The following is a 12,762-nucleotide window of genomic DNA, read 5'->3' as shown; positions in this document are numbered from 1 at the left end:
TCGAACGAAGTGTCGATCGAGGCGGGTGTGCCGCCACGAGTCGACCAACTTGGACGCACCGGCTCCGCCGGCACAAACACGGCCGGCGCGGTTCTTCGGCGGTGACCAGGGGCGGCCGGCGCAGTTTCGGCGTAGGCCAGGCAACGGCGGGCTGCTGGGCGGGCGCGGGGGATTCCCGCGCCCCATCCATGAGGGCAACTCGACAGCGGGCGGTACAGCACCGCCTGGCCCCGGCGGGACGACGCACGGCCGCCTGCCCGGATGCCCGCCCGGCCGCCTGCCCGGGTGCCCAGGCGTGCCCGTTCACGGCTGAGCAGGTCGGCCAGGCACCGCACGTAGGACCACCCTCAGATCAAGGTCCCGCGGCATTTCGCTGCAGCGACGTCCCGGCCGATCCGGACAAGCCAGACCGCACCTACCGCACCGGCCTCGTTGCATGCCAAAGCCCCGACCCTGGCGAGTCGGGGCTTTGGCGTTGGGATGTGAATCAGACGTACTCGAGCAGCACGTTGATCATTGACTCTCCCCGCCGCCCTGGCCGTCGTCAGTGACGGTCCAGTGGGCAGCCTAGACACCCGCAGGAACGCCCGGTTGCCGTTGGGCGATCGGGCCCGTCACTCCGGCTCGTGCAGCATCAACTGCCGGGCGGCCTCGGTGACGGAGCCGGAGAGCGAGGGGTAGATAGTGATGGTCTGCGCCAGCTCGTTGACCGTCAGATGGTTCTCCACCGCCATCGTGATCGGCAGGATCAGCTCGCTGGCCTTCGGGGCGACCACCACGCCACCGATCACCTGGCCGCTGGCGGGCCGGCAGAAGAGTTTGACGAAGCCGTCGGGGACCTCGTCCATCTTCGCCCGGGCGTTGCCGGCGAGCGGCAGCATGACCTGCCGGGCCGGCACCTTCCCCGCGTCCACCTCATCCTGGGAGACGCCGACCGTGGCCAGCTCCGGGTCGGTGAAGACGTTCGCCGCGACCGTACGCAGCCGCAGCGGCCGAACCGCCTCGCCGAGCGCGTGCCACATCGCGATCCGGCCCTGCATCGCGGCAACGCTGGCCAGCGGCAGCATCCCGGTGCAGTCCCCGGCCGCGTAGATTCCGGGCACGTTGGTCCGGGACACCCGGTCGACCGCGACGTACCCGCCCCGGGCCAACTCGACGCCGTACTCGGCCAACCCCAGGTCGGCGGTGTTGGGAATGGAGCCGACCGCGATCAGCGCGTGTGAACCGTGCACCCGGCGCCCGTCGGAGAGCTCGACCTCGACGCCGTCGGCGGTCCGGCGGACGGCGTTGGCCCGGGAGTTGTTCAGGATGCTCATTCCCCGGCTGCGGAAAACCCGCTCGATCGCCATCGCCGCGTCGGCGTCCTCGTGCGGCATCACCCGGTCCCGGCTGGAGACGAGGGTGACCTCAATCCCCATTGCCAGGTAGGCGCTGGCGAACTCGGCGCCGGTGACGCCGGAGCCGACCACGATTAGGTGTCGGGGCAACTCGGGTAGGTCGTACACCTGCCGCCAGGTGAGGATGCGCTCGCCGTCCGGGACGGCGGTGGGGAGTTGGCGCGGGGTCGCGCCGGTGGCGATCAGGACGGTGGTGGCATCGATCCGGTACTCCGCGCCGCCGTCCGCCGGTGTGACGATCACCCGGTGGTTGTGACCGAGCGTGTCCTCACCGAGCCGGGCGCTGCCCGCCACGAACGTCACCCCGGCCTTGACCAACTTGGCGTGGATGTCGGCGGACTGCGCGAGCGCGAGCCGCTTGACCCGGGCGTGCACCGCCGGGGCGTCAACGGTGACCGTCGCCAGCCCGTCCGAGTGGACCCCGAACTCCTCCGTGTCCCGGTACCCCGTCACCAGCTGCGAGCTGGCGATGAAGGTCTTCGACGGCACACAGTCGGACAGCACACAGGCACCGCCGGCACCGTCTGCCTCGACCACGGTGACATCGGCGTCCAGTTGGGCGGCGACCAACGCCGCCTCGTAACCGGCCGGCCCCCCGCCGATGATCACGATCCGGCTCACAGCGCTCACTCTCCGTCCATGCTCACAGTGACTTTCTTCTCCCGAACGCGTCCGACACGCACCGTCGTATTCTCCCCCACCCGCCGGCCGGGCTATCGTCATCGTTGTGCGTCATTACGCCGCCTACGGCTCAAACCTCGACCCCGCCCGGATGCGCGCCTACTGTCCGCATTCGCCGATGGTGGGCACCGGCTGGCTCGAAGGCTGGCGACTCACGTTCGCCGGTGAAGGCGTGATCGGCTGGGAGGGCGCGGTCAGCACCGTGGTGGAGTCTCCCGGGGACCGTGTCTTCGTGGCGCTCTACGACATCCACCCGTTCGACGCGGCGCAGCTCGACGAGATCGAGGGCGTGACCTCCGACACCTACCGAAAGCTTCACCTGCGAGTGTCGGCCCTGACCGGCGATGTGACGGCATGGATCTATGTCTTCGACGGTTACGAGGGTGGCCTGCCGACCTCGTGGTACCTCTCGGAAATCGCCAACGCCGCCGAGAAGGCGGGCGCGCCGGACGACTACGTCACGGGGCTGCGCTCCCGCCCCACCGGCACCGCGTCGGCCTGACGGCCGGCAGTCTGTCGGGGCATGTCGCACGATCCCCAGTCTGCTATCGCCCCCGATGGGGCAACGAGCCGGCCCCGCCGTGCGTCGTCAATCACACATCTGGGTGTCGGCCGCCCCCACTCGGGTCGGCCTCCTCCTCAACGAACGCTTCAACCGCGGCCTCAACCTCGCCGGTCCGGCGCCGCGCGACGGTGACCGCCCGTTCGGCTGCCCGCCGCGTCGACTTAGCCCGGCTCAGCTCCTCTTCGGCAACAGCCCGTTGCCGCTCCAGCTCAGCGAGTTCCGTCTCGATCGCGGCGAGGCCGTCCACGCCACCCCGCTCGGCCTCCGCGGCACCGGCCAGCTCCGCCTCGGCCCGTTCCTGATCGGTACGCGCCTTCGCCAACTCCGTCTCCAACACCCGGCGTCGCCGTTCCCGCTCGGCGCGGGCGGCCCGCTCCGCCTCCCGGGCACGGGGTGCTGAGCGGTCGCTACCCGGCGCCCGGGACGGCGGCGTTGGTTCCTCGGTGACCAGCCGCAGCTGCGGTCGAGGCACCTCGCCGAAGCCGGCGTAGCTGGCGGCCCGGAGCAGCCGGCCGGAGCGCACCTGCTCGGCGACCTCGGCGTCGGAGAGCGCGGCGTTGAGGGTCGACTCCACCGCACCGAGTGGAAGCTTGCCCGGCGGCGGGGCACCGGGCACCGCGGTGGCCAGGCTGCGGACCTCCGCGAGCAGCGCGCCGACCACGGCCCGCCGTTGGGTGGAGAGCTCCCGCAGTTGCGCGCCGCGAAGCTCACGCTGGGCCGACCGGAGTGACTCCGCGAGTTGACCCAGGTCGGCGACGAGCTCCGGTCGCTCCAACGCGAGCAGGTTCACCAGCCACGCCGCGACGGTGGGGCGACGAAGCCGGGCGATCTCCCGCGCGGCAGGTGCGTCGCCGGCCCTCCGCGCCTCGGCCACCGCCTGGTCCCGGGCGGCCACAAACCGGTCGGGGGGCGTGCGGTAGAGCTGCCGCAGCAGCTCCCGGGACGGACCAGGCATGCAGCTCAGGCGTCCACCAGAGTGCCCGGTACGAGCCGCCGGTAGTCCACGTCGGAGAGGCGGGCGAAATTGTTGTTGAGCACGTCCAGGCCGCGATCGTTGAGCAACCCATCATGCAGCGCGTACGCCCGGCGGGGCGCGACGGAACGGAGGAAGTCCAGCGACTCGGAGAACTTCGCCCAGGGCGCGTGAATCGGCAGGAACAGCGTGTCGACCGGCACGTCCCGCGGCACGACGAAGGAGTCGCCGGGGTGGTAGACCACGTCGTCGATCAGGTACGCCAGGTTCTCCACCTGCGGAAGGTCAGGGTGGATCACAGCGTGCTCACCGCCGTAGACGCGGACCGGGACGCCGGCGGCGGTAAACTCCGCGCCCGCCTCGACCGGGACGAACGCGGCGGCCAGGTCAGCCAGCGCGGCCGCGAGCGACGGCGGCCCGTACAGGACGAACGGCCCCCGGTCGTACTGCTCGGTCAGGGCTGCCACGTCCACGTGGTCCGGGTGCTCGTGGGTGATCAGCACCGCGTCCGCCCCGTCCAGCGCGACGCGCTCGCTGTAGACGCCGGGGTCCACGACCAGCACCCCGCCTTCGTCCTCCACCCGGATGCAGGAGTGCGTGTACTTGGTCAGCCGCATTCGTGACTCCTCGAGAATCGAATCGTGACCTCCTCAGCGCAGTCTGCCCGAAGGGACGCCGCATCGCGTCCCGACTGACCGATCGTCCCTGCCGTCCGGGTCACGCCCCGGGTGGGAACAGTTGAAGTGTTACGGATCGGAGCGGACATGCAGCGAGGTGAAGCGCGCCGCCGAGGGGCGGCACTGGTAGCGATACTGATGGGGGTCCTGCTCGTCAGCGGCTGCGGTGCGGGCACCGAGGAGAACGCCGGTCCGGCCACCGGCGGCGACGGGGCGGCCGCGGCGGGCGCCGGCGAGCCGGACGGGCCGGCCGAGGAGGGCGACGCTTCGCCCGACCTCCGGGTTGACCAGCGCGCCATCATCTACACCGGTTCGATGCGCGTGCAGGTCCCCGACGTCGAGCAGGCCGCCCGCAAAGCGATCGCCCTGACCACCACGGCCGGTGGTTTCGTCGGTAGTGACCAGCGACGCAGTGCGGCTGGGAACGCCACCGCCGAGCTGACGCTCCGGGTGCCGGCCGCGAAGTTCGCCACAGTGGTGGAGCAGGTCGCCGAACTCGGCAAACGGCAGCGACAGGAGATCTCCACCGAGGATGTCACCGAGGCGGTGATCGACCTGGACGCCCGGATCACCACGCAACGGGCCCGGGTGGAGAACGCCCGGCGGCTGCTCGGCGAGGCACAGTCGATCAGCGATCTGGTGTCGCTGGAGAACGAGTTGGCGCGCCGCGAGGCCGACCTCGCCTCGTTGGAGGCGAAACAGCGCCGGCTGGCGGACCTGACCGCGCTCTCCTCGGTCATCGTGTCGCTGGTCGGCCCGGACGCCGCCACCGAGGACGACGCTTCCGCGTTCGGCTTCGTGGCTGGTCTCGAGGGCGGGTGGAAGGTCTTCCTGTTCTCGTGGACCGTCCTGCTGACCGTGCTCGGAGCGATACTGCCGTGGCTGCTCCTCCTCGGTGTGCCGCTGGGCGCGTTGGTGTGGTTGCTGCGCCGCCGCCCGCGGCCGGCCCTGGTCGCTCCGCCCGCGGACGGCACCGGGAGGGGGCCGACCGACCCCGCCGGCGGCGGGGTCGCTCCGCCCACGGTCAACCCGCCGCCGCAAGCGCCTGGAGCGCGGTCTGCACCATGAGCCGAACGCCGACCGGGATGGCCCGCTCGTCTGGGTCGAACGACGCGCGGTGAAGGTCAACGTTCGGGCCGGAGCGGCCGACGCCGAGTCGGGCCAGGGCACCGGGGACGTACTCCAGGTACCAGGAGAAGTCCTCACCCCCCATGCTCTGCGGGGTCTCCGCGATCCCGGCCGGCCCGAGCGCTGCGGCGGTGGCGGCGGCGAGGACCTGGATGGCCTGGGAGTCATTGCTGACCGGTGGTCGACCACGCTGATAGTCCAGGTCCACGGTGGCGCCGGTAGGGGCGATCACATCCTGGACCACCTGGGCGACGACCTTTGGAACCATCGCCCAGGTGTCCCGATCCATCACGCGCAGCGTCCCGGAGGCGCAGGCCTCCGACGGAATGACGTTGTAACGGGTGCCGGCCGAGGCGTGGCCGAACACCAGCAGTAGCCCGCTGTTGGCCGGCACCCTCCGGGCGACCAGAGCCGGCACCTCGGTGATCAACCGACCGAGGGCGTCAACCAGGTCGACGGTGAGGTGCGGGCGGGCAGTGTGCCCACCGGGACCGGTCAACCGAACGCTGACGTTGTCGGCGGCAGCGGTGATCGGACCGACCCGGAGGCCGACCTCACCGACCGGCAGGTTCGGGTCACAGTGCAGCGCGAAGATCTGCACCACCTCGTCGAGACCGCCGGCCTCGATCACCTCGAGCGACCCACAGGGCAGGATCTCCTCGGCCGGTTGGAAGATCAGGCGCACTCGGCCCGGCAGCTCACCCGCTTCGGCGAGGCGGGCGAGGAGCATCCCCAAGCCGAGCATGACCGCGGTGTGCACGTCGTGGCCGCAGGCGTGACAGACCCCGTCAACGGTGGAGCGGAAGGGCACGTCCTTGCTGTCGGTCAACGGCAACGCGTCGATGTCGGCCCGGAACGCGATCACTGGGCCGTCTGGACGACCGTCGATGTCACAGATGACTCCGTTGCCCTTGGGGAGCAGCCGGGGTCGCAACCCGGCCCCCGTTAGCTCCCGGGCGATCAGAGCGGCGGTTTCGAACTCCTCGCCGGAGAGCTCCGGATGCGAGTGGATCCGCCGACGGGTGGCGATCAGGCCCGACACCTGGAGCGCAAGGAACTGGTCCAGGTCGAGGGGTAAGGGCTGGGAGCCGGCGGGCGCTTCCGTCCAGGACGACGCCAGCTGGCCATTACTCGGCAGCGTCAACGCACTCGTCACGTCGAATTCTCGATCACTAGAAATGGATGGATCTTCCGGAACCGCCGCCAGCCTAGACCTCCGACGGTGACGCTGCGCAACCTCGTTCTGGTAGCGATCGGGCCGCTCTGCGTCACGTACGCCCTGCTCGGGGCGCTCGTTCATCGGCGGGACAGCAGGTAGATCGCGGTTGAACGCTGCCATCTGCCCCACACCTCCTACAACGCGTAACCGATTCACGAGTGAGGAAAATTTCCCCAACACTCGGGACCCGTCATCCGAATTGTGGCATTTAGTCCGTTCTGTTACGGGCACTCCGACAACTAGTAACCACACTCGCGACCGGGCCCGCAGACGGTCACACGTCCACCCGGGAACCGACCACACACCGTGTGCGTTTACCTCACTCGAACGGGTTACCCACGGTTGCCACCCACTACGCACCGAAACCGCCACCCGCCACCGCCACCGGCAGCGGGCAGCGGGCAGCGGGCAGCGGGCAGCGGGCAGCGGGCAGCGGGCAGCGGGCAGCGAGCGCCAGCGACGCGGGGAGCGGCGGGGTCAGAAACGGTCAGCGGGGCGGTACATCCCCCAGACCTCACGCAGCGTGCCGCAGACCTCGCCAACCGTGGCGCGGGCCCGCAGTGCCTCCTTCATCGGGTAGAGCACGTTACCGCCCCCCTCGGCAGCGGCCCGCAACTGCGCCCGAGCGCGCTCGACCGCGCCGGAGTCCCGCTCGGCCCGCAACTTCGCCAGCCGCTCGGCCTGCGCGACCTCGATCGCCGGGTCCACCCGCAGCGGCTCGTACGGCTCCTCCTCGTCCACCGCGAACCGGTTGAGGCCCACCACGACCCGCTCGCCGGAGTCGATCTGCTGCGCGATCTGGTACGCCGACTGCTCGATCTCCCGCTTCTGGAACCCGACCTCGATCGCCTCAACCGCCGAACCGTGCTCGAATACCCGCTGCATCAGCCCCTCCGCCGCGGCCTCGATCTCGGCCGTCATGGCCTCCACCACATACGAGCCGGCGAATGGGTCAACGGTGCCGGTCAGGTCCGTCTCGTAGGCGAGCACCTGCTGCGTCCGCAGCGCGAGCCGGGCGGCCTTCTCCGTCGGCAACGCGATCGCCTCGTCGAAGCTGTTGGTGTGCAGCGACTGCGTTCCGCCAAGTACGGCGCCGAGCCCCTGCACCGCCACCCGGACCAGGTTGACCTCCGGTTGCTGGGCGGTGAGCTGCACGCCGGCGGTCTGGGTGTGGAAGCGGAGCATCATCGACTTCGGATTCTTCGCCCCGAACTCATCCCGCATCAGCCGCGCCCAGATTCGCCGGGCGGCACGGAACTTCGCCACCTCCTCCAACAGCGTCGTCCGGGCGACGAAGAAGAACGACAGCCGCGGCGCGAAGTCATCCACTGCGAGCCCGGCGGCGATCGCCGCACGCACGTACTCGACCCCGTTGGCCAGGGTGAAGGCGATCTCCTGAACGGGTGATGCGCCCGCCTCGGCCATGTGGTAACCGGAGATGGAGATGGTGTTCCACTTCGGCACCTCGGTGCGACAGTAGGCGAAGGTGTCCGCGACCAGGCGCAGCGAGGGCTTCGGCGGGAAGATGTACGTCCCGCGGGCGATGTACTCCTTGAGGATGTCGTTCTGGATCGTGCCGTTCAACGCCGCCCCGGGCACGCCGTTCTCCTCGGCAACCAACTGGTAGAGCAGGAGCAGCACCGAACCCGGCGCGTTGATCGTCATCGACGTGGAGACCTTGTCCAGCGGGATGCCGTCGAAGAGCACCCGCATATCCTCGATGGAGTCAATGGCGACACCGACCTTGCCGACCTCACCGTGCGCGATCGACTCGTCCGAGTCGTACCCCATCTGGGTGGGCAGGTCAAAGGCGACGGAGAGCCCCATCGTGCCCGCCCGTAGCAGCTGGTGGTAGCGCGCGTTGGACTCCGCAGCGGTACCGAAACCGGCATACTGGCGCATCGTCCAGGGGCGCGCCGTGTACATGGTGGGATAGACCCCGCGGGTGTACGGGTACTCCCCCGGGTTGCCCAGCCGGGAGTCCAGGTCCTCCGGGAGGTCGGCCGCCGTGTAGACGCCCTGAATCGGGAAACCGGACTCGCTTGACCGCCGTTCGCTCATTACCGGATGGTAAGACGACCTGCTCCGGCACCGGATGAGGGATTGGGCACACGCGCTCACCCGGCCAACCCGCCGTGCCCGGTCGGACACGCATCGTGGACTTTGCCGGATGTCCGCCGCGTCGGCTTTCGCAACGGGCGTCCGACCCAGCAAGATAGGGGGGTTGTGTCCCAGCCCCCCTCGAAATCCCCGGTGGCTCTTCAGTGACTCAGATCCCGACGTGGAGCGGCGGACCTGTCAGTCCTCCCAGCGACCGCGCAACACCCAACACCATCATCGGCGGGCGCTATTCATTGCGCTCGACAGTGGGCAACGGCGGCATGGGCACGGTCTGGCGTGCCGCAGACACGCTCCTGCGCCGAGACGTGGCCGTCAAGGAGGTCGTCCTACCCCAGGGGCTGGCCCCCTCAGACCGCGACGCCATGTACGAACGCACCCTGCGCGAGGCCCGTGCCGCAGCAGCGATCCAACACCCCGCCGTCGTCCAGGTTTACGACGTGGTCACCGAGGGTGGCCGGCCGTGGATCGTGATGGAGCTACTCGACTCCCGCAGCCTCGCGGACATGGTGATCGAAGACGGACCGTTAGCCCAGCGGGTGGTAGCCAAGATCGGTGTCTCGCTGCTCGGCGCGCTGGAGGTGGCGCACGCGATCGGCGTACTGCATCGTGATGTCAAGCCGGCCAACGTCCTGATCTGTTCGGACGGCCGGTGCGTGCTGACGGACTTCGGGGTGGCCCGGATGCCCACCGACGTGCAACTCACCACGCCCGGCATGGTGCTCGGCTCGCCACACTTCATCTCCCCCGAGCGGGCGATGGGCCAGGATTTCGGGCCGCCCAGCGACCTGTTCTCCCTCGGGGTGACCCTCTACACGGCCGTTGAGGGACGCCCGCCCTTCGACCGGGGTGATCCGATCGAGACGATGCATGCGGTCGTTGAAGACCCGCCGGCCCCGCCCCAGCGCAGTGGCCCGCTGGTGCCGGTGCTGATGGGGCTGTTGGAGAAGGACCCAGACCGCCGGCTGCCGGTGCACACCGCCCGAGCCATGCTTCGCGAGTTGCTCGCCGGCCCGCTGACCAGCAACGCGGCTGCGGTGCACTCGGTAACTGACCCGTACTCGGTGGTGCCGGTCCAGCAGCTACCAGCCGCGATCCCGCAGCCGGCCCAGCCGGCCCCACCAGCCCAGCCGAAGCCGAGCGGCGCGATCGGTGGGCGAGCGATGCTCGCGGCCGGCGAATCACTCACCGACCGACTGGCCGCGCTGCGCCGGGGTGAGCGTCCCGCGGTGGAGTCCCGGGCCGACCCCGCCATCCTGGAGGACACCAGCGCCGACGCGCTCGCCGGTCCGTTAAACACACCGACCGGGGCGATGCCGGCACCGAGCCGCACCTACGGCGGCGATGCCACCCAGCGCATCGGTAGGGATGCCACCCAGCGCATCGGCGGCTACCCGGGCCCGGCCGCTCCCACCGCGGGCGGCGCCCAGTGGTCGGTTCCGGGTACCGGCCAGGCGTGGACCAGCACACCGCAGTCGCCGACACCAGCACCAGCCGGCGGTCTCGCCGGCCGGGCGCGGGCCACCGGCGACCAACTCGTTCGCCGGGTGAAGGGCTGGCCGGGCAAGGTCCAACTCGCCGCCGCGGGCGGGCTGGCCGTGGTGCTCCTCGTCGGCGTCCTCGCCCTCACCGGCGGAGACGACTCGGAGGCCCCGGTGGCCCCACAGGCGGCCCCGACGTCGACCGCTCCGGACGTCGAACTTCCCGAACTGGTGGAGCACTCGGCGCGGGGGGTACGGGTCCTGGTGCCGAAGGGTTGGGAAGAGAAGGTCGGCGGGCTGTACACCGACTACGTCGACCCGGAGGACAAGGGCCGCCGGGTCCGCGTCATCACCGAGAAGTGGACCAACACCTCAGCACGCTGGGCAGAGGTCGCCGAGGAGGGGCTGCAAACCCGCTCCACCTCCTGTGTGAAGCCGTACCGTCAGATCGCCATGGACGTCGAGACGGAGCTGGCCGGCAAGCCGGCGGCCGAGTTCGAATACACCTGTGGCGAGGGTGCGGAGATGCGGCACGGCATCTGGCGTGGCGTCGCCCACGAGGGCCAGTCGTACTCGTTCTACCTCACCGCCACCGACGCCCGGTTCGAGGAGAGTCGACCGATCTTTGACGAGATGGTCAAATCTTTCCAGCTGACCGCGGCCAGCTGAGCCTGGGCGAGCCGACGCGGTGATCCGCCGACGTGCTATCAAGAGGCATGTCGGCGGATCACCACCACCTCAATGACCTTCGTGAGCAGGCCCAACGTTGGCTCGACGACGATCCGGACCCGGCCAGCCGCGCCGAGCTACAGGCGGTGCTCGACCGGTTTCCGGCCAGCGCCCCGGAGCTGGCGGACCGCTTCGCCGGCCCGCTGACCTTCGGCACCGCGGGCCTACGCGGCCCGTTGCGCGCCGGCCCGAACGGAATGAATCTCGCGGTGGTCACGCAGGCCGCCGCCGGGCTGGTCGCCTGGCTGACCGCGAAAGGCGGCGCCGGTCCGCTGGTGATCGGGTACGACGCCCGGACCGGCTCCCGTGCCTTCGCGGAACGGACCGCGCAGGTCGCCACCGGCGCCGGTCGCCCGGCCCTGCTGCTCCCCCGCCCGCTGCCAACGCCGGTGCTGGCCCATGCGGTGCGCCAGCACGAGGCGGTCGCCGGAGTGATGGTGACGGCCAGCCACAACCCGCCCCAGGACAACGGCTACAAGGTCTACTTGGGCGCCCAGCTCGGTGGTGAACTGGGCGCAGGAGCGCAGATCGTGCCGCCGGCGGACGCCGAGATCGAGTCCGCCATCCGCGCGGTCGGCCCGCTGGCTGCCGTACCGCTGGGCCCACCGGGACAGCCCCTCGACGACACCCTGGTGGAGTCGTACGTGCAGCAGGCCGTCGCGGTGATCGCACCGGGCGGGCCACGCGACTTGAAGGTGGCGTACACACCGTTGCACGGAGTCGGCGCAGCGGTGCTCACGATGGCGTTCACCCAGGCCGGTTTCCCCACCCCACAGCTCGTGGCGGACCAGGCTGAGCCGGACCCGAAGTTCCCGACGGTCGCCTTCCCCAACCCGGAGGAGCCCGGTGCCGTTGACCGGCTCACCGCCCTGGCCGACGCGACCGGCGCGGACCTCGCGATCGCCAACGACCCGGACGCGGACCGCTGCGCGGTGGTGATCCGGGAGTCGGCCGACTCCGCGGCGGACCGAGACGCCACGCGGTGGCGAATGCTCCGCGGTGACGAGGTGGGGGCGCTCCTCGCCGACCATCTGATGCGACGCGGCCGAGCCGGCCTCTACGCGACCACCATCGTGTCGTCGGCGCTGCTACGCGCCATGTGCACCGCCCGCGACCTGCCCTATGACGAGACCCTTACCGGATTTAAGTGGATTGTCCGGGCCGGTGGGGGGTCCTCCCCGCTGGTCTTCGGCTACGAGGAGGCGCTGGGCTACTGCGTCGCCCCCGACCATGTTCGGGACAAGGACGGCATCACCGCAGCGCTGGCCATCGCCGAGCTCGCCGCTGGACTCAAGGCGGAGGGCCGTGGCCTCGCCGACCGGCTGGACGAGTTGGCGGCCGAGTTCGGCGTGCACCACACCGACCAGCTATCGGTGCGGGTGGACGACCTACAGGTGATCACAGACGCGATGACCCGGATCCGCGCCGCGACCCCGAACACGCTGCTCGGAGAACCGATCATCGAATCCCGAGACCTGCTCCCAGAGGCCGACGTGGTGATCCTGCGCGGCGCCACCGCCCGGGTGGTGATCCGACCGTCCGGCACCGAACCGAAGCTCAAGGCGTACCTGGAGGTGGTGCAGCCGGTCGTGGCGGGTGACATCGCGGCGGCCCGCCGCCGCGCCGCCGCTGCCGTCACCGAGTTGCGCGCCGAAATCGCCGCCAGTTTGGGCGTGTAGGGCGGGTCCGTTCCGGAGCAGCACCGCCGCGGTTGCCGGGGCGGTCGACCGAGCGTGCAGCGGGCGGTCGACCGAGCGTGCAGCGGGCGGTCGACCGATCCGCATACTCCGGATC

9 protein-coding genes are annotated in these 12,762 nt (G+C 70.5%); 4 read left to right on the top strand and 5 right to left on the bottom strand.

Translation table 11 applies throughout. The annotated features are described in order from the left end of the window. Window positions 1-614: 614 nt before the first annotated feature. On the bottom strand, window positions 615-2,018 hold the full coding sequence (locus tag SALPAC4_RS0113870; RefSeq protein ID WP_019870837.1) for an NAD(P)H-quinone dehydrogenase: 1,404 nt from the start codon (window positions 2,016-2,018) through the stop codon (window positions 615-617). 106 nt (window positions 2,019-2,124) lie between these two features. Here SALPAC4_RS0113870 and SALPAC4_RS0113865 point away from each other — a divergent pair, with 106 nt between their 5' ends. Beyond that, window positions 2,125-2,580, top strand: coding sequence for a gamma-glutamylcyclotransferase (locus SALPAC4_RS0113865; RefSeq protein WP_018737796.1), 456 nt, complete (start codon window positions 2,125-2,127; stop codon window positions 2,578-2,580). A 91-nt stretch (window positions 2,581-2,671) separates the two neighbouring features. On the opposite strand, the gene SALPAC4_RS0113860 is transcribed toward SALPAC4_RS0113865, so the two are convergent. Together SALPAC4_RS0113860 and SALPAC4_RS0113855 are read right to left on the bottom strand one after the other, a co-directional pair. Then, window positions 2,672-3,598 carry a hypothetical protein gene (locus SALPAC4_RS0113860; RefSeq protein WP_019870836.1) on the bottom strand — a complete coding sequence of 309 codons (927 nt, stop codon included), beginning with the start codon at window positions 3,596-3,598 and terminating at the stop codon, window positions 2,672-2,674. Window positions 3,599-3,603: 5 nt separating this feature from the next. Continuing rightward, window positions 3,604-4,233 (bottom strand): MBL fold metallo-hydrolase, encoded by a 630-nt coding sequence (locus SALPAC4_RS0113855; RefSeq protein WP_019870835.1) that lies wholly within the window; start codon window positions 4,231-4,233, stop codon window positions 3,604-3,606. A 126-nt stretch (window positions 4,234-4,359) separates the two neighbouring features. On the opposite strand from SALPAC4_RS0113855, the gene SALPAC4_RS0113850 reads away from it, so the two are divergent. Beyond that, complete coding sequence (locus SALPAC4_RS0113850; RefSeq protein WP_027644510.1) at window positions 4,360-5,361, top strand: DUF4349 domain-containing protein; 1,002 nt, start codon at window positions 4,360-4,362, stop codon at window positions 5,359-5,361. Here the strand turns inward: SALPAC4_RS0113850 and SALPAC4_RS0113845 are convergent. Next, a complete protein-coding gene (locus SALPAC4_RS0113845; protein ID WP_019870833.1) occupies window positions 5,318-6,577 on the bottom strand; it encodes an amidohydrolase in 1,260 nt (419 codons plus the stop codon). The two genes, SALPAC4_RS0113850 and SALPAC4_RS0113845, sit on opposite strands and share 44 nt — an antisense overlap. Before the next feature lie 540 nt (window positions 6,578-7,117). Next, window positions 7,118-8,701 carry an acyl-CoA mutase large subunit family protein gene (locus SALPAC4_RS0113840; RefSeq protein ID WP_019870832.1) on the bottom strand — a complete coding sequence of 528 codons (1,584 nt, stop codon included), beginning with the start codon at window positions 8,699-8,701 and terminating at the stop codon, window positions 7,118-7,120. Window positions 8,702-8,904: 203 nt separating this feature from the next. Here SALPAC4_RS0113840 and SALPAC4_RS0113835 point away from each other — a divergent pair, with 203 nt between their 5' ends. Both SALPAC4_RS0113835 and SALPAC4_RS0113830 read left to right on the top strand, forming a co-directional pair. Continuing rightward, on the top strand, window positions 8,905-10,908 hold the full coding sequence (locus tag SALPAC4_RS0113835; RefSeq protein WP_027644509.1) for a serine/threonine-protein kinase: 2,004 nt from the start codon (window positions 8,905-8,907) through the stop codon (window positions 10,906-10,908). 47 nt (window positions 10,909-10,955) lie between these two features. Beyond that, a complete protein-coding gene (locus SALPAC4_RS0113830) occupies window positions 10,956-12,647 on the top strand; it encodes a phospho-sugar mutase (protein ID WP_019870830.1) in 1,692 nt (563 codons plus the stop codon). Window positions 12,648-12,762 lie beyond the last annotated feature (115 nt).

It is taken from the genome of Salinispora oceanensis, assembly GCF_000383575.1.
Classification (GTDB): domain Bacteria; phylum Actinomycetota; class Actinomycetes; order Mycobacteriales; family Micromonosporaceae; genus Micromonospora; species Micromonospora oceanensis.
This window is presented reverse-complemented; position numbering and strand designations above follow the sequence as displayed.

Bases quoted from the DNA above. Each gene is read 5' to 3' on its own strand.
- SALPAC4_RS0113855 (WP_019870835.1), bottom strand. From the start codon at position 4,233: ATGCGGCTGACCAAGTACACGCACTCCTGCATCCGGGTGGAGGACGAA.
- SALPAC4_RS0113830 (WP_019870830.1), top strand. From the start codon at position 10,956: ATGTCGGCGGATCACCACCACCTCAATGACCTTCGTGAGCAGGCCCAA.
- SALPAC4_RS0113840 (WP_019870832.1), bottom strand. From the start codon at position 8,701: ATGAGCGAACGGCGGTCAAGCGAGTCCGGTTTCCCGATTCAGGGCGTC.
- SALPAC4_RS0113860 (WP_019870836.1), bottom strand. From the start codon at position 3,598: ATGCCTGGTCCGTCCCGGGAGCTGCTGCGGCAGCTCTACCGCACGCCC.